This is a genomic window from Variovorax sp. RA8, assembly GCF_901827175.1.
Taxonomy (GTDB): Bacteria; Pseudomonadota; Gammaproteobacteria; order Burkholderiales; family Burkholderiaceae_C; genus Variovorax.
The window spans coordinates 461019-480876 of record NZ_LR594662.1 but is presented as its reverse complement, the minus strand read 5'-3'; the positions used below and the strand labels follow the sequence as shown (position 1 = coordinate 480876).

At 68.7% G+C, this 19858-nt stretch carries 20 protein-coding genes; 7 read left to right on the top strand and 13 right to left on the bottom strand.

All coding sequences use genetic code 11. The annotated features are described in order from the left end of the window. Positions 1-31: 31 nt before the first annotated feature. Complete coding sequence (locus E5P3_RS02240) at positions 32-1165, top strand: magnesium transporter CorA family protein (RefSeq protein WP_162584507.1); 1134 nt, start codon at positions 32-34, stop codon at positions 1163-1165. 66 nt (positions 1166-1231) lie between these two features. Here E5P3_RS02240 and E5P3_RS02235 read toward each other — a convergent pair whose 3' ends face one another. After that, a complete protein-coding gene (locus E5P3_RS02235) occupies positions 1232-1600 on the bottom strand; it encodes a DUF4148 domain-containing protein (RefSeq protein WP_162584506.1) in 369 nt (122 codons plus the stop codon). Between the two features lie 275 nt (positions 1601-1875). Between E5P3_RS02235 and E5P3_RS02230 the strand changes: the two genes are divergently transcribed. Then, positions 1876-2871, top strand: a complete 996-nt coding sequence (locus tag E5P3_RS02230; protein WP_162584505.1) for a LysR family transcriptional regulator — start codon at positions 1876-1878, stop codon at positions 2869-2871. A gap of 19 nt (positions 2872-2890) precedes the next feature. On the opposite strand, the gene E5P3_RS02225 is transcribed toward E5P3_RS02230, so the two are convergent. The 3 genes from E5P3_RS02225 to E5P3_RS02215 are packed head-to-tail and all read right to left on the bottom strand — an operon-like array spanning position 2891 to position 5114. Then, positions 2891-3745 carry an amidohydrolase family protein gene (locus E5P3_RS02225; RefSeq protein ID WP_174263027.1) on the bottom strand — a complete coding sequence of 285 codons (855 nt, stop codon included), beginning with the start codon at positions 3743-3745 and terminating at the stop codon, positions 2891-2893. A 47-nt stretch (positions 3746-3792) separates the two neighbouring features. Further along, positions 3793-4476, bottom strand: coding sequence for a dienelactone hydrolase family protein (locus tag E5P3_RS02220; RefSeq protein ID WP_162584503.1), 684 nt, complete (start codon positions 4474-4476; stop codon positions 3793-3795). Positions 4477-4511: 35 nt separating this feature from the next. Then, the gene (locus E5P3_RS02215) at positions 4512-5114 is read right to left on the bottom strand and encodes a 2-hydroxychromene-2-carboxylate isomerase (RefSeq protein ID WP_162584502.1); all 603 of its coding nucleotides are present in this window, start codon (positions 5112-5114) and stop codon (positions 4512-4514) included. 72 nt (positions 5115-5186) lie between these two features. On the opposite strand from E5P3_RS02215, the gene E5P3_RS02210 reads away from it, so the two are divergent. After that, the gene (locus E5P3_RS02210; protein WP_162584501.1) at positions 5187-5933 is read left to right on the top strand and encodes an SDR family oxidoreductase; all 747 of its coding nucleotides are present in this window, start codon (positions 5187-5189) and stop codon (positions 5931-5933) included. Between the two features lie 15 nt (positions 5934-5948). Then, positions 5949-6590, top strand: a complete 642-nt coding sequence (locus tag E5P3_RS02205) for a MarC family protein (protein WP_162589490.1) — start codon at positions 5949-5951, stop codon at positions 6588-6590. Positions 6591-6594: 4 nt separating this feature from the next. On the opposite strand, the gene E5P3_RS02200 is transcribed toward E5P3_RS02205, so the two are convergent. From E5P3_RS02200 to E5P3_RS02180, 5 genes are read right to left on the bottom strand one after another with little or no spacing between them, the layout of a single operon-like run. Then, entirely contained in the window at positions 6595-7059 is a 465-nt protein-coding gene (locus tag E5P3_RS02200) for a metallophosphoesterase family protein (protein WP_162584500.1), read from the bottom strand. A gap of 12 nt (positions 7060-7071) precedes the next feature. Further along, the gene (locus E5P3_RS02195) at positions 7072-7761 is read right to left on the bottom strand and encodes an ABC-type transport auxiliary lipoprotein family protein (RefSeq protein ID WP_162584499.1); all 690 of its coding nucleotides are present in this window, start codon (positions 7759-7761) and stop codon (positions 7072-7074) included. A gap of 11 nt (positions 7762-7772) precedes the next feature. Beyond that, positions 7773-8750 carry an MlaD family protein gene (locus tag E5P3_RS02190; protein WP_162584498.1) on the bottom strand — a complete coding sequence of 326 codons (978 nt, stop codon included), beginning with the start codon at positions 8748-8750 and terminating at the stop codon, positions 7773-7775. A 5-nt stretch (positions 8751-8755) separates the two neighbouring features. Then, positions 8756-9613, bottom strand: coding sequence for an ABC transporter ATP-binding protein (locus tag E5P3_RS02185; RefSeq protein ID WP_162584497.1), 858 nt, complete (start codon positions 9611-9613; stop codon positions 8756-8758). Continuing rightward, complete coding sequence (locus E5P3_RS02180; protein ID WP_162584496.1) at positions 9610-10779, bottom strand: MlaE family ABC transporter permease; 1170 nt, start codon at positions 10777-10779, stop codon at positions 9610-9612. Before E5P3_RS02180 ends, E5P3_RS02185 begins: the two co-directional genes overlap by 4 nt. Positions 10780-11040: 261 nt before the next feature. Here E5P3_RS02180 and E5P3_RS02175 point away from each other — a divergent pair, with 261 nt between their 5' ends. Then, the gene (locus tag E5P3_RS02175) at positions 11041-12675 is read left to right on the top strand and encodes a GMC family oxidoreductase (RefSeq protein ID WP_162584495.1); all 1635 of its coding nucleotides are present in this window, start codon (positions 11041-11043) and stop codon (positions 12673-12675) included. A gap of 366 nt (positions 12676-13041) precedes the next feature. Here E5P3_RS02175 and mrdA read toward each other — a convergent pair whose 3' ends face one another. The 4 genes from mrdA to E5P3_RS02155 all read right to left on the bottom strand — a co-directional run bounded on the left by mrdA (position 13042) and on the right by E5P3_RS02155 (position 17757). Continuing rightward, complete coding sequence (mrdA, locus tag E5P3_RS02170; RefSeq protein WP_162584494.1) at positions 13042-15009, bottom strand: penicillin-binding protein 2; 1968 nt, start codon at positions 15007-15009, stop codon at positions 13042-13044. 55 nt (positions 15010-15064) lie between these two features. Next, a complete protein-coding gene (gene mreD, locus E5P3_RS02165) occupies positions 15065-15586 on the bottom strand; it encodes a rod shape-determining protein MreD (protein ID WP_162584493.1) in 522 nt (173 codons plus the stop codon). Beyond that, on the bottom strand, positions 15583-16584 hold the full coding sequence (gene mreC / locus E5P3_RS02160; protein ID WP_162584492.1) for a rod shape-determining protein MreC: 1002 nt from the start codon (positions 16582-16584) through the stop codon (positions 15583-15585). Before mreC ends, mreD begins: the two co-directional genes overlap by 4 nt. Positions 16585-16713: 129 nt before the next feature. Continuing rightward, positions 16714-17757: a rod shape-determining protein gene (locus E5P3_RS02155; protein WP_028249609.1), complete on the bottom strand. Its 1044-nt coding sequence runs from the start codon at positions 17755-17757 to the stop codon at positions 16714-16716. 238 nt (positions 17758-17995) lie between these two features. Here E5P3_RS02155 and gatC point away from each other — a divergent pair, with 238 nt between their 5' ends. Beyond that, complete coding sequence (gene gatC, locus E5P3_RS02150) at positions 17996-18295, top strand: Asp-tRNA(Asn)/Glu-tRNA(Gln) amidotransferase subunit GatC (RefSeq protein ID WP_162584491.1); 300 nt, start codon at positions 17996-17998, stop codon at positions 18293-18295. Further along, a complete protein-coding gene (gene gatA, locus E5P3_RS02145; protein ID WP_162584490.1) occupies positions 18292-19782 on the top strand; it encodes an Asp-tRNA(Asn)/Glu-tRNA(Gln) amidotransferase subunit GatA in 1491 nt (496 codons plus the stop codon). Before gatC ends, gatA begins: the two co-directional genes overlap by 4 nt. Positions 19783-19858: the final 76 nt, after the last annotated feature.

Genomic DNA, 19858 nt, shown 5'->3' with positions numbered 1-19858 from the left:
CGAAGGCCGGCAGAACAACAGCACCGCACGCATGCGCATCTTTGAGATCAGCGGCTCCCGCGTCACCGAGCACCCCACGCTGGCGCCAATGGCCGCGCCTGGCGCGTGCGCCGGCTATCTGTGGCTGTCGCTCACGCGCGACGAGTTCCGCAGCGCGCTGGCGGAGGTGCAGGGCATCCTGCAGTCTCTCTGCGGCACGCACCTGGTCGACCTCCACGTCGCGGACCTGCTCAACGATCAGTTGCCGTCCCGTTACGACTTCACGTCGCAGTACGACGTGCTGGTGTTTCGCCGGCTCGCCGCCGCCAACGGCCCTGCTGCGGGAGGCGCAGACGCCGGGCCGCCGCGAGGCGGGCCGCCGGTGCTGCGGCGCATCGACACGCGGCCGGTGGGCTTCGCCATCTTCGATCGGGTGCTGCTGTCCGTTCACCCGGAGGACGGCACGGTGCGCGACGCCTTCGCGGCCCGGCTGATGAACGCAACGGCGCCCGACGCGCGCGGCGGCGCGGCAACGCCCGCGCTCGACGTGCGCGCCGTCTCCACCCGCGTGCCGGCCGGTCCGGCCGACCTGATGCTGCGCGTAATCAACCTGATCGTCGATGCCTACCTGGAGCTGCGCCGCGACCTGACCAGGCAGCTGGACCATTGGCAGGCCGAGCTGATCGATCCGCGCAGCCGCTTCATGAACTGGAGCGCGCTGATGCAGGCGCGGCAGTCGCTCCACCATCTGGACGAAATCTGTGAAGACCAGCGCGCCGCGGTGCAGGACTGGATCGACGCCCTCGAAACCGCGCCCCAGCCCGAGGGCACGGCCGAGTCGCGCGAACGCGAGCTGATCATGGTGCGCAGCCGGGACGTGCTCGAGCACATCCAGCGCGTGGTGCATCACGTGCGGCGGCTGGAGCAGAACGCCGAGACCGCGGTGCAGTTGCATTTCAGCGTGCAGAGCCACCGCACCAACGACATCATGCGGGTCCTCACGGTGCTCACCGCGGTGTTCCTGCCGTTGAATCTCATTGCCGGCATCTTCGGCATGAACTTCGAGTTCGTGCCGCTGGTGCACAAGGCCGGCGGCTTCTGGATTGCCATGGCGGCGATGGCCACGGTCGCACTGCTGCTGGTGCTCGTGTTCTGGCGCAAGCGCTATCTGGAGAGAAACAGATAGCAGCAGGCAAAAGAAGGACCGGCCGGCGCTGCAGCGCCAACCGGTCTTCCTTCGGGGCCTGGCGGATTACTTGGCCGCAGGGGCGCCCTGCTTCTGTGCCTGCTGCAGCGTGGCCGCGCGGTTCGGCATCGTCGAGATCACGCGGCTGTTGACGCGCGAGCCGCCAGTCACGTTCTGGTCCGGCGCGTTGGCGGTCGCGACGGCTTGGGCGTACACAGCCTCCGGATTGGCGACCGACTTGAAGGGCTCGGCGCCGCGCGAGCCGCGCACTACGTTCTGATTGGGGGCGGCAGCCGTGCGAGCGGCTTCGGCTTCGATGTCGGCGCGGCTCAGCGCGGAGACCGGCGCTTCCACGCCATGGTAGGTTTCTGCATGGGCACCGGCTGCGGCAAGGAGAGACAGCGCGGCGGCGGCGAGAATGTGAGAGGTCTTCATTTCAGGTCCTTGTTTGTCGGAGGTGGGTTCAAAGCAGGCTCGCAGCAGGGCTGGCCTGTGCGAGGAAGTGTCCTGTCGAACATCCTCGGGGAACTACCTAGAAAGGAGACACGGCGTTTCCTCGATTGAAACAATCCCGCAACGATTCCCGCTATGCGCGTGGCGAGAATGCAAGGGCGGCATGGGCCTCTGCGCGACGAGCAGGGGGAACGAAACCAGGATGCAAAGCTGCGCGTGACCCGTCGCATTCACGAGATTGAAATACTGAAAGCCTAATGGACGGCCTCGACCTGCTGAAAGCCTTTCGCGAAGTTGCCGAGCGTGGCAGCTTCTCCCGCGCGGCCACGGTGCTCGGCACCTCGAAAGCCACCGTCAGCAAGTACGTCGCGCAGCTCGAGGAGCGTTTCGGCGTGCGTCTGCTCAACCGCTCCACCCGCGCGGTCAGCCTGACGGACGCCGGCCAGTTGCTGCTCGAGCGCAGCAAGCCGCTGATGGAGATGGTCGAGCTGACCCAGACCGAATTGCAAGAGCATGCAGGCCATCCGCGCGGACGGCTGCGCATCACGGCGCCGCACGGTTTCGCCCAGAGCGCCTTCCCCACCGTCCTGGGCGAGTTCATGAAGACGTACCCCGATGTCCATGTGAGCCTGCACCTGAGCAACCGCGTGATCGACCTGGTCGAGGAAGGCGTGGACATCGCCTTGCGACTGGGCCGCATCCGTGACGAGAACCTGATCGTGCGGCGCCTGCGGCAGATGGAGCTGGTGCTATGCGCCAGCCCTGCCTATTGGTCCCGGCGCGGCTTGCCGAACAAGCCCGATGACATGCGCCGCCACGACGTGCTGACCTACTCGCTGACCGAGGGCCCGCCGCAGCTGCCCTTCGAGGTCGACGGCAAGCCCTATGCCGTGCCGGTGCAAAGCCGCATGGACGCCAACGATGCCGCGCCGCTGATCGCCGCTGCGCTCGCCGGCCTCGGCGCAATCTGCGTGCCGGCGATGATGGCGCAGGCGCACGTGGAACGTGGCGCGCTGGTGCCGGTGCTGAAAGATTACATGCCGCGCGACATGTGGCTCTATGCCGCCTATGCGCAGCGCCGCCACAACAGCGCGGCAATGCGGGCGCTGCTGGACTTCCTCGAGGCCCACGGGAAGATGCGGGAGCCGACGGGGCCGGTGCCCCCGCCCTCTTCCACGGCCGTCAAGACGGCCAAGACGGCCAAGGCAGCCAAGGCGGCCAGACGTGCGCGGCACCCGGTGGCGGCAACTTGAATCCGTCGAATGCTGACGCTCAGCGCAACCCGAACAGCGCCGCCGCGTTGCCCCAGGCGATGCGCTGCGCCACCTCCGGCGGCAGCGCGCCGAGCCAACGGCGGTAGCCGCCCATGATCTCGTCGTAGGCACTCCAGCGCTGGTTGACCCAGGTGTCGGAGCCGACCAGGAAGCGGTCGGGGTACTTGAGGATCAAGGCGCGCCACTCGGGGCAGAGCGCGCCGCCTTCGCAGGTCAGGCCCGGCCGGTATGAGAGCTCTCCCATCAACAGCGGATAGCGCTCCAGCAGCGCCTGCACGCGCTGCACCGGCGGCCCGCCGATGCCGGTATGCGCCCAGATCAGCCGTAGCGACTGCCCCCCGGAGGGGGCATGTGCCATCAGCAGATCGATCGCCGTATCGTCGACATGCGCAAGCACCGCCAGCTTCTTCTGTTCGGCCAGCACGATCAGCTTGCGGGCGACCGGCCCGTTGGCGTTTGCGCTGTCGTAGAGGTGGAACTCACCCAGGCCACGGTACGGGCCGCTGGCAGTGCCGCGGGCGAGCTCGGATTGCACCATGTCGTAGATGCTCTCGTCGCGAAACCAGTTGCCGTAGTCGTCGCGGTTGCGGTAGAGCCGCACGAAGGGCACCACTGCGACGCCGGCCTCGCGCGTCTCGCGCGCCGCCGCCAGTGTCTGCGTGCCTGCATTGGGCCGCGAGTTGGCGATGATGGCCTTCACGCCATTGCGCTGCATCCGCGCCAGTGCCTCGGCCGGCGGGTAGGGGCCGGTGTTGCCGTCCCAGGCTTCCTGGTTGTAGTGCAGGTGGGTGTCGAACAGGGGACCTGCGTAGTCCTGCGCGTGCGCCGTCGAGACCAGGGCGGCTGCCAGCATGGCCGCAGCCCACGTCCTTGGATGCCGCAGGCCCATGCCCCTCCCGATCAGCCGAGATGCTTGGCGAAGAAGGCCAGCGTGCGCTCGCGCGCCAGCTTGGCAGCCTCGGCGTTGTACGAGCCGCGCTGGTCGCAGTTGAATCCGTGGCCCGATTCATAGACATGCACCTCGACCTCCGGGTGGGCCTTCTTGAAGGTCTCGATGGTGTCGAGCGGAATCCAGTGGTCGTTGTTGCCGAAATGGGCCAGCACCGGTACCTTGGGCGTGATCGCGCTTTCCTCCGGCGTGGTCATGCCGCCGCCGTAGTAGGGCACCGCGGCCGACAGGCCCTGCACCTCCGCCGAGGCGCGCCAGGTCAGGAGCCCGCCCCAGCAATACCCGACGATGCCGACCTTGCCGCCACGGGCCGCGTACTCGACCGCGGCCTGGAGGTCCTGCAGCACGCCCGGCGCCGGCAAGGCTTCGACGGCGGTCTTGAGCGCGAAGCCGGCTTTCATGTCCTCCTCGCTGTAGCCGAGCTCGACGCCGGGCTTGACGCGATGGAAGGTCGCCGGGGCGACGGCAAGGTAGCCGTCGGCCGCGTAGCCGTCGGCCACCGAGCGGATGTGCGAGTTGACGCCGAAGATCTCCTGCACGACGACCACCGCGCCCTTCGGCTTGCCCGAGGGCTCCGCCACGTAGGCGGGAAAGCTGAAGCCATCCTTGGCGGTGAGATCGATGAATTGGCCCATGGTCAATGCTCCTGTGTTGGTGAGGGGGATTGCTGTCAATGCGCGTTCAATGCGCGGGCGACGAAATCCAGCCGGTCCTGGCCCCAGAAGATCTCGCCGTCGATCACGTAGCTCGGCGCGCCGAAGATCTTGGCGTCGATCGCCTGCTGCGTGTAGTCCTCGTAGCGCTCCTGCACCGCCTGGCTCAGCGACTGCTCGATGCGCTTGGCAGGCAGGCCGCATTCGGCGGCCAGCGCCTCCAGCACCTTCGGGTCCGCGATGTTGCGCTCCTGGGCCCAGACCGCGGCGAATATCGCGCCGCACAGCTTCATCGCGGCCTCGCAGCCGTCGTGCAGGTCGACGGCGATGATGAGCTTGGCAGCGTCGTCGCCCGCGACCGGGAAGAACTTCGGCGTCGGGTTGAGCGGGATGTCCAGGTGCCGCGAGAAGCGCGCCAGGTCGACCAGCCGGTACGCCTGGCGCTGCGGGGCGCGCTTGCCGAGCGGCAGGCCGCCGGAGACGGGAAAGATGGCGCCGAAATCGACGGGTCGCAAGCGCACGGCGGCGCCGGCCGCCTTGGCAAGCGCGGCGAAGCGCGCGTGGCCCAGGTAGGTCCAGGGGCTCTGGGGTGTGAAGTAGTAGTCGACGCTGCGGGTCACAAGCCTCTCCTCGATGATGTAATCGACGCGAACGTTTTAACTGAGGCACGGCTTTCGTGCAGGAGGTGGGATTTGGACCAGGTACTCTTGATCACGGGCGGCAGCCGCGGCATCGGTGCCGCCACCGCCCTGCTCGCGGCGCAACGCGGCTTCGCGGTGGCCGTCAACTATGCCAGCAATTCGCTGGCTGCCGACGAGGTGGTGCGCACGATCCGGGAGCGCGGCGGCCGCGCCATCAGCGTGCAGGCCGATGTGGGCGACGAGGCGCAGGTCAAGGCGATGTTCGAGAAGCTCGACGCCAAGTTCGGCCGCCTCGGCGCGCTGGTCAACAACGCCGGCATCGTCGACGTGCAGGCGCGGGTCGACGGCATGAGCGTCGAGCGGCTCGAGCGCATGTTCCGCATCAACGTGATCGGCAGCTTCGTCTGCGCGCGCGAGGCGGTGCGCCGCATGAGCACGAAACACGGCGGCAGCGGCGGCGCCATCGTCAACCTCTCCAGCGCGGCGGCGCGCCTGGGCTCGCCCGGCCAGTATGTCGACTATGCGGCCAGCAAGGGCGCGATCGAGAGCTTCACCATCGGCCTGGCCAAGGAGGTCGCAGAGGAAGGCATCCGCGTCAACGCCGTGCGCCCGGGCCTCATCGACACCGAAATCCATGCCTCGGGCGGCATGCCCGATCGCGCCTTCCAACTCGCTTCCACCGTTCCGATGAAGCGCACCGGCAGCGCGCAGGAGGTCGCCAACGGCATCGTGTGGCTGTTGACCGAAGAGGCCAGCTACGTCACCGGCACCTTCCTCGATATCACCGGGGGACGTTGAGTGGCCACGCCCGCCATGGACCTGGTCAAGCCGCTCATCACGCTGCTGGCCATCGTCAATCCACTGGCGATCGTGCCCTTCTTCATCCACTACACGCAGGGCTACACCGAGGCACAGCGCAAGCGCACGGCCTGGGTGTCGGCGTTCAGCGCCTTCGTGGTCATCGCGATCAGCGCGCTGCTCGGGCTGCAGTTGCTGGCTTTCTTCGGCATCTCGATCGCGAGCTTCCAGGTGGGCGGCGGCATGCTGCTGCTGATCAGCTCGCTCAGCATGCTGAACGCCCAGCCGGCGGAGGCCAAGACCAACGAGGAGGAGATCCGGGCCACGGAGATCAAGGCCTCGCTGGGCGCGTCGATCGCCGTGGTGCCGCTCACCATTCCGCTGCTGACAGGACCGGCCACCATGTCCACCGTCGTGATCTACGCCGACAAGACGCAGCACATCTGGGAGCTCGCAATGCTGGTGGGCTACGGCATGGTGATCGGCGCGGTAACCGGCGTCATCTTTTCCCTGGCCGACCCGATCGCGCGCGTGCTCGGGAAGACCGGCATCAACGTGATGACCCGCCTCATGGGCCTGATTCTCGCGGCGCTCGCCGTCGAAGTGATGGCCGACGGGCTGTCCACGCTGTTCCCGGCGCTGGCCCGGACACACTGAGCGCTCAGCGCTTCACCAGCTCGACGATCCGCGGGACGACGACGCCGTTGTCCAGGTTCAGTTCCGCCGCCGAGATCGGCAGCCGGAAGCGCGGCGGGCCGGCGCTGCCGGGATTGACGTACCAGACACCGCCGCGCTCCTCGGCCTTGGGCCGGTGCGAATGGCCGCACACCACCACGCGCACTCCCTCTGCGGCCGGATCGATCTCCAGCTCGGCGAGATCGTGGATCACATAGAGCCACAGCCCCTGCAGCTCCACCCGCGCCGTGTCCGGCACGGCGCCGGACCAGGCATCCCGGTCGTTGTTGCCGCGCACCGCCGTCACTGGCGCAAGCGCCGCCAGTTGCTCGAGGATGCGCGGATCCCCGATGTCGCCGCCGTGCACGATGTGCTCGCAGCCCTGCAGGAAGGCCAGCGCCTCAGGCCGCAGCAGCCCGTGCGTATCGGAGATCAGGCCGATGCGGTGCATGGCCGGCCTGCCTCAGCGCGGCTGCTCCACCCAGGCCACGAGTTCGGCCACCGCCGCATCGCTCGCCGCCGCCAGGCCCTTGACCCCGCCAGCCGCGTCGGGAGTCGGCGCCGGCCGCTGCACCGCGAAGCTGCGCTGCGCCAGCACGCGATCGCCGCCGCTGCCGCTGCGGATCAGCGTAGCGCGCAGCCGCACCAGGCCCACGCTCCTGGCCGGCGACTCGAAGTAGTGGCTGAATTCGTCGAGCGAGACCCGCAGGGTGTCCGGCACCCGGCCCTCGGCCCGTGCGATGGTCGCACTCTCCTCCGGGCCCAGCACGGTGCGGCGCGCGGCCAGCGCATCGCGCAGCCGCTGATGCAGCAGTTGCGCCGGCGCCAGGCTCCAGCGCGCCTGGCCATAGGGCCGCAGCTCGTTGGCGTCGGCGTAGCCCAGGCGGTAGAGCAGCTGCGTGCCTTCGAGCCGCGTGCTGGCGTCGATCTCGGCCAGAGAGATCGGCGGCAGCGCCGAAGGGTTCGCCGATGCCGGCGGCGCCGCCGCGCCCGCCCCGAGCTCGGGCCCGAAATCGTAGAGCGTCGCGCGGGCGGGTTTGTCGGGCAGCGCGCCGCAGCCCGACACGAGCAGCGCGGCGCCTGCGGCGAGCACGGCAAGAATGGGAAGGCGCCGGGCGGGCGTCGGCGTGTGCGGGTGAGCGTTGTTCTTCATGTTCGTCACGGTCAGGGGCGCGCGGCCGGCGCGGAGAAACCGGGCTCGCCCGGCCCCGCCACCACGCCGCCATTGCCGAAGAGCAGCGATTGCGGGTTGTCGTTGATGCTGTCGGCCGTCCGGCCCAGCCGGCGCACCGCGCGCGAGGTGTCGTCGGCGACGCGATTCACGCGCGGCAGGGTGGCGGCATTGAAGGAGTCGACCGCCTGCGCCAGGGCCCGGGTGCCATCGCTCAGGCGCTCCATCGGACCGTCCTTGGCGTTCAGGCGGGTCACCGTGGTGTTCGCGTTGTTGGCCACGCGCGAGACGTCGCTGGCTGCCGTCTTCACCGTGCCCATCGTGTCCTTGGTCCGCTCGATCAGCGGCGGCAGCGCCGCGAGCGCCGGGTTGAGCCCGTTCTTGACTGTGTTGTCGAGCGAGCGCGTGAGCTGGTTGGCGCTGGCCGCGGCCTGCGCGATGCTCTCCAACGCGTCGGCGATGCGCTTCTGGTTCGGGTCGCCCAGCAGAACGTTGGCGCGCTTCGTCACCTCCTCGATCTGGTTGATGATGGCCTCGCCGCGGTCCTGCAACTGGGCCAGCACCGAGGGCCTGAGCGGGATGCGCGGCGGGTCGTCGTTGTTGGGCGTCAGCGGCGTCTGCGACTCTCCCTTGTCGTCCAGCGCGATGAAGGCAAGGCCGGTCACGCCCTGGTAGGCCAGCGTGGCGTAGCTCGACGTCGTGAGCGGCACTCGCTGGTCCACCGTGATGCGCACCCGGACATTGCCCTTGACCTTGGGATCGAAGTCGATCAACGACACCTTGCCGACCGCGATGCCCCGGTAGCGCACCATGGCCTGCGGCTGGAGGCCGCTGACCGCGTCGCGCGTGGAAAGTTCGTACGTGTTGCGCACCGTGTTGTCTCGCGTGAGCCAGACCACCAGCGCGACCAGCGCAGCGACCAGGCCGATCACGAAGGCACCGGCGGCGAGGGCGTGGGCCTTGTTTTCCATGGCAGCTACCTTTCAGTGGATGGGACCGCGCGCGCGCCGGGGCGCCCCGCGACGAGCGCCGAGGGCGCGCCTTCGTGCAGGGCCTCCATGGCGCGCTGGCCGCGGCCGCCGAGGAAGTATTCGTGGATGAAGGGATGCGGATACGCGATCACGTCGCGCGCGGTGCCGGCGACGATCACGCGCTGGTCGGCCAGCACCGCGATGCGGGTGCTGAGGTCGAACAGCGTGTCGAGATCGTGCGTGACCATGACCACCGTCAGCCCCAGTTCGCGGTGCAGGCTGCGCAGCAGGTCGCAGAAGCCGTCGGCGCTCTCGGGGTCCAGCCCTGCGGTCGGCTCGTCGAGGAGGAGCAGCGGCGGGTCCATGATCAGCGCGCGCGCCAGCGCCACCCGCTTGATCATGCCGCCCGAGAGATCCGCCGGGCTCTTGGTGGCCTGCTGTGGCTCGAGGCCGACCATCTGCAGCTTGACCAGTGCGGCATCGCGGATGAGGTCCTCCGGCAGCAGCTTGAGCTCGCGCAGCGGGAAGGCGATGTTGTCGAGCACGCTGAAGGCCGAGAACAGCGCGCCGTGCTGGAACAGCATGCCGACGTTGGCGGCGCCCGTCGCGCTCATCCGCCCGGGCGGGTGGCCAAGCACCGAGACCTCGCCCTTCGAGGGCGTCTCGAGCCCGAGGATCTGGCGCAGCAGCACGGTCTTGCCCGTTCCCGAACCGCCGACCAGCGAGAGCACTTCGCCACGCCGGATCGTGAGGTCGAGGTCGCGGTGCACCACCTGCTCGCCTTCGGGAGACTTGAAGACGGTCCAGAGCTTGCGGATCTCGACGACCGCGGGCGCCTCGCCGTCGCTGTGACCGTTGCTCATGTCCTGAACCCCACACCCTTGAACAGGACGGCGAACAGCGCATCGACCAGGATCACGACCGTGATCGAGGCCACGACGGAAGACGTGGTGCCGCGCCCCAGGCTCTCGGTGTTGGGCTTGACCTTCATGCCGAAGTAGCAGGCGATCAGCGCGATCAGCACGCCGAACACGGCGGACTTGCCCAGCGCCAGCCACAGGTTGCTCAGCGGCACCGCCCGCGGCAACGCCGTCATGAAGTATGCCGGCCCGATGTCGAGTGTGAGGTCGGCCGCGATCATGCCGCCGAACAGTGCCGCCATCGAGGTCCACATGCTGATCAGCGGCATGGCGATGGCCAGCGCCAGCACCCGCGGCATGACCAGGCGAAAGCCGTGCGGGATACCCATCACGCGCATGGCATCAAGCTCCTCGGTCACGCGCATCACCCCGATCTGGGCGGTGATCGCCGAGCCCGAGCGGCCCGCGATCAGCACCGCGGCGAGCACCGGGCCCAACTCGCGGATCAGCGAGAGGCCGAGGATGTTGACGATGAAGGCCTCGCCTCCGTACTGGCGCAGCTGCTGCGAGGTCAGGTAGGCCAGCACCACGCCGATCAGCAGGCCCACCAGCGCGGTGATCGGCAGCGCGGTGGCGCCGAAGTGGTAAAGGTGGCCCGAGAAATCGCGCCATGGCGCGCGGTGCGGCGCACGCAGCAGGCGGCCGACGTCGAGCGTGAGCTGGCCGATCAGCCGCAGGAAATCGCGCGCGACGAACAGGACGCGCGGGCCGATGTGAGCCAAGGCGCGCAGGTACTCGGCCAGCGTCTTGCCGGTCTCGGCCGGCGCACTGCAGGTGTATCGCGCCACCTGGTCAAGCACTGCCTTGTGCTGCGACTCCATTTCCAGCCGAGCTGGCCAGGCGCGGCGCCAGTGGTTCCACAGCAGCTGGGCGCCGATGTGGTCGAGCTGTTCGATGGGGCGCAGGTCCCAGGCCTGGTCGTCCTGCGGCGGCAGGCCCTGCAGATTCTTCTCGAGCGCGTTCCAGGTGGCCTGCGAGGACATCGCCATCGCCGTCCAGCAGCCGCGGGCAACCGCCCAGCGGCTGCCGGCCTCGTCGCGCCGCTCGACGCGGGGGCGCAGGCTGTCGGCGTCTTGCGCGGCGGCGGTCGGCAGCGGGACAGTCGACATGGAGTGTGGGCGCTTCTGAAGAACGGAGATCGCGACATCGTAACCGCCGCAGTTGATTGACCCACACCCTTTCCCCGCGCCCGGGCGTAGGCGGTCGCGCAATGCGCGGGCCTTTGCCACAATGCCCGATCCGGCCCGCGGCCAGCCCCTGCAGCGGGAAGGCCGAACGACAACGAGAGCGAGACGAATGCACAGGCACGAGCGGCCCGGTCGCTCCGAAGGCTCATAGCACCGCAGCCCGCAGGGCGGAAGTTTTTTCCAATGAACGACGACACCACCTTCGACTACATCATCGTCGGCGCCGGCACCGCCGGTGCCCTGATGGCCAACCGCCTGAGCGCCGACAGGAACCGCCGCGTGCTGCTCATCGAGGCCGGGCGCAAGGACGACTACCACTGGATCCACATCCCGGTGGGCTATCTCTACTGCATCGGCAACCCGCGCACCGACTGGCTCTACACGACCGAGCCCGACGCCGGCCTCAACGGCCGCAGCCTGCGCTATCCGCGGGGCAAGACGCTGGGAGGCTCTTCCTCCATCAACGGCATGATCTACATGCGCGGCCAGTCGCGCGACTACGAGCAGTGGGCGCAGCTCACCGGCGACGACACCTGGCGCTGGGACGAGGTGCTGCCCGCCTTCAAGCAGCACGAGGACTACTACCTGGGCGCCGACGAAATGCATGGGGCCGGCGGCGAGTGGCGGGTAGAGCGCCAGCGCCTGCGCTGGGACATCCTGGACGCCTTCGCCCAAGCCGCGGAGCAGGCCGGCATCCCGCATTCGACCGACTTCAACCGCGGCAGCAACGAGGGCGTGGGCTACTTCCAGGTCAACCAGAAGAACGGCTGGCGCTGGAACACCGCCAAGGCCTTCCTGCGGCCCACCTGCTACGGCCGGCCCAACTTCGAGCTGTGGACCGGCGCGCAGGTCTCGCGCCTGCTGCTCGATACCGCAGCCGACGGCCGGCGGCATTGCAGCGGCGTGCAGGTCTGGGACGGCCACGAGATGGTCCTGGCCCACGCCACCCGCGAAGTGATCCTGTGCGCCGGCAGCATCGGCTCGCCCCAGATCCTGCAGCTCTCGGGCATCGGCCCGGCCGAGCTGCTGCGCCGCCACGGCATCGATGTGGCGCTCGACGCGCCGGGCGTCGGCGCCAACCTGCAGGACCATCTGCAGATCCGCGCGGTCTACAAGGTCAAGGACGCACCCACGCTCAACGTGCTGGCGTCCTCCTACTACGGCAAGGCGAAGATCGGCTTCGAATACCTGCTCAAGCGCAGCGGTCCGATGAGCATGGCCCCGTCGCAGCTCGGCGCCTTCACCCGCAGCGCGCCCGAGCACGCATGGCCCAACCTCGAATACCACGTGCAGCCGCTCTCGCTCGATGCATTCGGCGAGCCGTTGCACAGCTTCCCTGCCTTCACCGCGAGCGTGTGCAACCTGAACCCGACCAGCCGCGGCACGGTGCAGATCAAGAGCCACCGCTTCTCGGATGCGCCGGCGATCGCCCCCTGCTACCTGAGCACCGAGGAAGACCGCAAGGTGGCCGCCGACTCGCTGCGGGTGACGCGCCGCATCGTGGCCCAGCCCGCGCTGGCGAAGTACCGGCCGGAGGAATGGAAGCCCGGCCCCGAGTACCAGAGCGACGAGGAACTGGCGCGGCTGGCCGGCGACATCGCGACCACCATCTTCCATCCGGTGGGCACCACCCGGATGGGTGCCGATGGCGATCCGATGGCCGTGCTGGATTCGCGGCTGCGGGTGCGCGGCATTGCGGGCCTGCGGGTGGTCGATGCCGGCGCGATGCCCACCATCACCAGCGGCAACACCAACAGCCCCACGCTGATGATCGCGGAGAAGGCGGCAAGCTGGATTCGCGGAACGGAAGGCACCTGAGCGGCGTCTCTTTGTTTCCAGTTGTTGCGCAGTGGCGGGTAATCCCCGATGCACTGGCACGGTGCATCCGCCTAAAGTCTCGCCACTCGCAAACGGGCCTGCCCCGCAGCGCGGGGGACCGAGGAGACACATGGAGAAGAACTAGAACAGGCTTCAGACAAGGCATCCGCACGAGATGCCCGTTTTTTACAAGGCGCCGCTGGTCGGCGCCTTTTCTTTTGCCGAACGGCCTCGGAAATGCATTCGCCGCACGGCCGACCAACAAGCGCGTGCGGCGCCTCCACCTGGGGCGGCCGCCGCCGCGCACGTCACTTGACCAGCGCCTTGACGGCGATGAAGCCTTCGATTCCCCACCCGCGGCGATGTTCAGGGGGCCGTTGCGGCACCGCTCACGATGGGCCAGGACAACTCGCTCGCCACCCGCGGCTTGCCCAACGGCGCGGCGGCCTTGCCGGCCTGCACCGCCGCCAGGTCCTGCTCGTTGGGGTACTGGTCGGCCAGCCAGTAGTCGAACACGCGGCGCACGATCGGTGCGGCCGCCGCGGCGCCGAAGCCGGCGTTCTCCACGATGATCGCGACCGCGATCTTCGGCGCCTCGGCCGGCGCGAAGGCCGCGAACAGCGAGTGGTCGCGCTGGTGCTCTTCCAGCGCCTTGGCGTTGTACTTGGTGTTCTGGCCCCATGCCACCGCCTGTGCGGTGCCGGTCTTGCCGGCCGAGCTGTAGGGCGCGCCCGCGAAGACGCGCGTGCCGGTGCCGCCCTTGTTCACCGCCACCAGCGCGTTGCGCACCAGGTCCACATGCTTGGGCTGGTAGCCGAGGTTCTCGCCCGGCGGCTGCGGGAGCTCGTTCACCTCGCCGGTGACCGTGTCCTTGATGGCCTTGACCACGTGCGGGCGGTGCCTGATGCCGCCGTTGGCCAGCGTGGCCTCGGCCACCGCGAGCTGCAGCATGGTGAAGCTGTTGTAGCCCTGGCCAATGCCCAGGGAGACGGTCTCGCCCGGGTACCACTTCTTCATCTCGGGACGCTTGTAGGCCTCGCGCTTCCAGGTCGTGCTGGGCAGCAGGCCGCGCACCTCGCCCTGGAGGTCGATGCCGGTAATCTGGCCAAAGCCGAGCGGCTTCATGAAGTCGTGGATGGTGTCCACGCCCATGTCGACGGCCAGCGAATAGAAATACGTGTTGCTCGACATCTGGATGGCGCGGTGCATGTCCACGCCGCCCAGGCCGCCCTCGTGGCTTCGGAAGGTGTGGCCGCCGAAGGTGTAGAAGCCGGGATCGTTGACCACCAGGCTCGGCGCGCGCTTGTTGAGCTGCAGCGCAGCCAGCGCCATGAAGGGCTTGTAGGTGGAGCCCGGCGGGTAAGTGCCGCGCAGCGCCCGGTTCAACAGCGGCTTGTCGATCGACTCGTTGAGCGCCTGCCAGCTCTCGGTGTCGATGCCCTCGACGAACAGGTTCGGGTCGAAGGTGGGCTTGGAGACAAAGGCCAGGATCTCGCCGGTGTTGGGATCGATCGCCACCAGGGCGCCGCGACGCTCTCCGAACATGTCTTCGATCAGCTTCTGCAGCTTGATGTCGAGCGAGAGCTTGACCGTGTTGCCCGGTGTCGCCGGATGGCTGCCGAGGCGGCGCACAGCGCGGCCGCCGGCCGAGGTTTCCATCTGCTCGACACCGGTCTGTCCGTGCAGCGTCTTCTCGTAGCTCTGCTCGATGCCCAGCTTGCCGATGTAGTCGGTGCCCTTGTAGTTGGCCTGGTCTTCCTCGCTCCACTCCTCCATCGCCGCCTTCTCGCGCTGGTTGATGCGGCCGATGTAGCCGAGCACGTGGGCGGCGAGCTCGCCGTTGGGATAGTTGCGGAACAGCCGCGCCTTGATCTCGACGCCGGGAAAGCGGTAGCGCTGGGCCGCGAAGCGGGCGACTTCCTCATCGGTCAGACGGGTGCGGATCGGGATCGAGTCGAAGCTGCGCGAGTCTTCGCGCAGGCGCTTGAAACGGCGGCGGTCGCGGTGCGAGACCTCCACCACCTCGCCCAGGCTGTCGATGGTGTCCTCCAGGCTGCCGACCTTGGAGGGCGTGATCTCCAGCGTGTATGCCGAGTAGTTGGAGGCAAGCACGATGCCATTGCGGTCCAGGATCAGGCCGCGGTTCGGCACCACGGGCACCACCGCCGTGCGGTTGCTCTCGGCCTGCTCCGCCAAGTCCTCGTGCCGCACCACCTGCAGGAAGAAAAGCCGCGCGCACAGCAGCCCGAAGGCTACCAGCACCACCAGCCCGATCACCAGCACCCGCCGCCTGAAGCGTGCGAGATCTGCGGCGACGTTGCGGAGTTCGGTCATGGCGCGCGAAGCCTACGCCGCCCGCGGCCGTGGAGCAAGACGGCCTCGGGGTCTGTTATAGGGGCCGGTTGGCATCGGGTTCGGGGGCGCGTCGTTGCGGCGCCAGCAGCAGCAGGGTCACGAAAGGCCAGAGGGCCGCCTCGACCACCGGCGCGATCAGGAAGCCCCAGCCGGGGAAGATCCCGCCGCCGATCATGCGGATCGCCACTTCGATCAAGTGCGAGATGGCAAACAACGGCAGCACCTGCAGCGCCTGGGAGAGCAGCGGATACCAGAGCAGCCGCCGGTGGATCATGATCGCGAAGAAGCCCAGCGTGGTGTACGACAGGGCATGCTGGCCCAGAAGCGCGGTCTGGTGCACGTCCATCGACAGCCCGAACACGAAGGCTGCGCCGATGCCGATGCGCGCCGGCTGGTGAACGCTCCAGAACACGATGGCCAGCGCCAGCAGGTCGGGCAGCCAGGCGGCGCGGCCGATCGGCACCATGTTGACCAGCAGCGCCACGATCAGGCTGGCCCAGATGAACAAGGGATTGACCGGCAGCAACAGCTGCTGGTGGCCGGGACGCATGATCATGGGGTGCGGCCCTCCTTCTTCTCTGCCTGGCCGGCCTTATCGGCCTTATCGGCCTTGCCGGGCTTGGCGCTGGCCCTGTCGGCCTTCTTCTTCGCCGCCGGATTGGCGTCGGCCGCCGCGGCCGGCGCCGGCTTGGGCATCTGGTTGCCCGTAGGCGACAGCACCAGCACGTAGCGCGCAGCCGCCACATGGGCCATGGGCAAGCAGTGGATGCGGGCGAAGGCGGAATCGGCACGGCGGTCGATGCGGTCGATCTTCGCGACCGGCAAGCCTGGCGGGTAGACGCCGTCGACCCCACTGGTGGTGAGCAGGTCTCCCTCCTGCACGTCAGCGCTGGGAGCAACGAAGCGCAGCTCCAGCCCTCCGCCATGGGCGCTGGCGTCGCCGAAGGCCACGCTGCGCGCACCGGTGCGCACGTTCTGCACCGGGATCGACAGGTCGCGGTCGATCACCAGCGTGATCTCGCTGGTGAAGGGCTGGACCTGCGTGACCTGCCCTACCACGCCGTGCTCGTCGATCACCGGCGAGCCGGCCACGATGCCGTTGGCCAAGCCCTGGTCGATCACCAGCTTGCGGGTGTAGGGGTCGGCCGCGTCGTAGAGGACCTCGGCCGCGCGGCCCGGCGTCTGCGTGGTCTGGCGCAACTCGAGCAGCGAGCGCAGCCGGGCGTTCTCCTGCGCCAGGGTGTCGGCCTGGCTGGCGCGTTCGGACTGCAGCGCCAGCGCCTTGCGCGCATCGGCCTCCTTGGACTGCGCGGTCTGGAGGTCTTCCAGGTAGCGGCCGCCGCCGACTGCCAGCTGCACCGGCTTCATGGCGAGCCACTGCACCGGATAGAGCACCGCCCCGATGGCCGCGCGCAGCGGCTGGACGATGTTGAAGCGGGCATCCGCCACCATCAGAAAAAGCGCCAGCGCGCTGAAGAAGATCAGCTTGCTGAGTGCCGACGGGCCCTGGTTGAACAGGGGTGGCGCGGTACGGTCAAGGGTGCCGAGCGGCATGTTGCGTTATGCCACGAGCCGGACTGTTCGGGGGGGGCCGCGGGACCGGCATTGCCGGACCGCAGGCGCCGCCCCCGGCCGGGGGTGGGAGCGCGACACATAGTGCGCGCGACCTGGGGGCGAGCAACATTACTCGCTGGTGAAGATGCTGCCCAGGCGGTCCATGCGCTCGAGGGCGATGCCGCAGCCGCGCACCACGCAGGTCAGGGGGTCTTCCGCCACCAGCACCGGCAGGCCGGTTTCCTCGGCCAGGAGGCGATCCAGATCGCGCAGCAGGGCGCCGCCGCCGGTCAGCATCATGCCGCGCTCGGCGATGTCGGCACCCAGCTCGGGCGGGGTCTGCTCCAGGGCATTCTTGACGGCCGAGACGATGTTGTTGAGCGGGTCGGTCAGCGCCTCCAGCACCTCGTTGCTGCTGATGGTGAAGCTGCGCGGCACGCCCTCGCTGAGGTTGCGGCCCTTGACTTCCATCTCCTTGACCTCGGAGCCGGGGAAGGCCGAGCCGATGCTCTTCTTGATGACCTCGGCCGTCGGCTCGCCGATCAGCATGCCGTAGTTGCGACGGATGTAGTTGATGATGGCCTCGTCGAAGCGGTCGCCGCCGACCCGCACGCTGCCTTTGTAGACCATGCCCCCCAGCGAGATCACGCCCACCTCGGTGGTGCCGCCGCCGATGTCCACGACCATCGAGCCGCTGGCCTCCGACACCGGCAGGCCGGCGCCGATGGCGGCCGCCATGGGTTCCTCGATCAGGTAGACGGAGGTGGCGCCGGCCGCCTCGGCCGCATCCTTGATGGCACGGCGCTCCACCTGGGTCGAGCCGCAGGGCACACAGATGATGATGCGCGGGCTGGGCGTGAGCAGCGATCGCGGGTGCACCATCTTGATGAACTGCTTGATCATCTGCTCGGTGATCACGAAATCGGCGATCACGCCGTCCTTCATGGGTCGGATGGCCTCGATGTTGCCGGGCACCTTGCCGAGCATGGCCTTGGCTTCGCGGCCCACCGCCTGGATCACCTTCTTGCCGTGCGGCCCGCCCTCGTGGCGGATGGCGACCACCGAAGGCTCGTCGAGCACGATGCCCTTGTTGCGGGCAAAGATCAAGGTGTTGGCGGTGCCGAGGTCGATCGCGAGGTCGGTCGAGAAGTACCGACGGAAAGCTCCGAACATTCTGGAATCCTCTGGAGCACGGCATGCGCGCCGGCATGTCGTCGCCCTCTTGCTGGGTCGTTTTTGGACGGGATGGATGGACGTTTTTGCAGCAAATGCCGGCGCGTTCGCGGGGGTTGCGGCAAAGGCGGGATAATACCCGAATCCCCCCCGCGTCCCGCCTCCGGCGCACTCTCCCAAGGTGCAAAGTGCGACCTTTGGCGGCCCTTTGGGGCTCTGTCCTTTCTCGCTGTTTCCGATGTCCCTCACTTCTTCAGATATCGCGCGCATCGCATCGCTCGCCCGGCTGGCGCTCGCGCCCGACGAGAGCGAACGCATGCTCGGCCAGATCAACGGCTTCTTCGAACTCGTGGAGCGCATGCGCGCCGTCGACACCGGCGGCCTGGAGCCGCTGTCCCATCCGGTGGCGACCATTCAGGACGTGACGCTTCGCCTCGCCGAGGACGTGGCCAGCGAGCCGAACCAGCGCGAGCTCAACCAGCGCAGCGCGCCCGCGGTCGAGAACGGGCTGTTCCTGGTGCCGAAGGTGATCGAATGAAAGGCGAACTGCACCAGATGGGCGTGGCCGAGCTGGCCCGCGCGATTCGCGAGCGCAAGGTCTCGGCCGTGGAAGCCACCCAGCACCAGCTGGCCCGCATCCGGCAGCACCGGGACCTGGGCGCCTTCGTGGCTCTGGACGACGGATTCGCCCTGTCCCAGGCCCGCGCCGCCGATGCGCAACTGGCCGCCGGTAACGCCCGGCCCCTGGCCGGCGTACCGATCGCGCACAAGGACATCTTCGTCACCGCCGACCTGCCGACCACCGCCGGCTCGCGCATCCTGGCCGGCTACCGCTCGCCCTTCGACGCGACCGTGGTGCGCAAGCTGGCCGACGCCGGGGCCGTGAACCTCGGCAAGCTCAGCTGCGACGAGTTCGCGATGGGCTCGGCCAACGAGAACGTGGCCGTGCCCGCCGTGGGCTTCGACCACGCCGTGCCGGTGCGCAACCCCTGGGACCGTGCGCGCATCCCCGGCGGCTCCTCCGGCGGCAGCGCCGTTGCCGTAGCCGCGCGCCTGGTGCCGGCAGCCACCGGCACCGACACCGGGGGCTCGATCCGGCAGCCCGCCTCCTTCTGCGGCGTGACCGGCATCAAGCCCACCTACGGACGCGCCTCGCGCTACGGCATGGTGGCCTTCGCCTCCAGCCTGGACCAGGCCGGCCCCTTCGCCCGCTCGGCCGAGGACTGCGCCCTGATGCTGTCGACCATGTGCGGGCCGGACCCGGAGCGCGACTCGACCTCGCTCGACAAGCCGGCCGAAGACTTCACCCGCAGCTTGGGCGATTCGCTCGAGGGCCTGCGCATCGGCGTTCCGCGCGAGTTCCTGGGCGAAGGCGTGGCACCCGGCGTGCGCGCCGCCGTCGAGGCCGCGCTGGCCGAGTACGAGAAGCTGGGCGCGAAGCGCGTCGAGGTCACCCTGCCGCGCACCGAGCTTTCGATCCCGGTCTACTACATCATCGCGGCGGCCGAGGCGAGCTCGAACCTGAGCCGCTTCGATGGCGTCAAGTTCGGCTATCGCGCGAAAAACTACCGCGATCTGGCCGACATGTACGCCAGGACGCGCGAGGAAGGCTTCGGCGACGAGGTCAAGCGCCGCATCATGATCGGCACCTACGTGCTCTCGCACGGCTACTACGACGCCTACTACCTTCAGGCGCAGAAGGTGCGCCGCATGATCGCCGACGACTTCCAGCAGGCCTTCGCGCAGTGCGACCTGATCGCCGGCCCGGCCGCGCCCACGGGCGCATGGAAGCTGGGCGAGCATGGCGACGATCCGGTGGCCGACTACCTGGCCGACATCTTCACCCTGCCCGCTTCGCTGGCGGGCCTGCCCGGCATGAGCGTACCGGCCGGCTTCGACGGCGGCTTGCCGGTGGGCCTGCAGCTGATCGGCAACTACTTCGGCGAAGCGAAGCTGCTCAACGCCGCGCACCGCTTCCAGCAGGCCACCGACTGGCACCAGCGCACGCCGGAGGGCTATGAATGAGCTCCCCTCCATGCTTGCCCACTTCGTGGGGTCGCCAAGCGTGCTGCGGCCAGAGGCCTTGCCCTTCAGGCCGTCC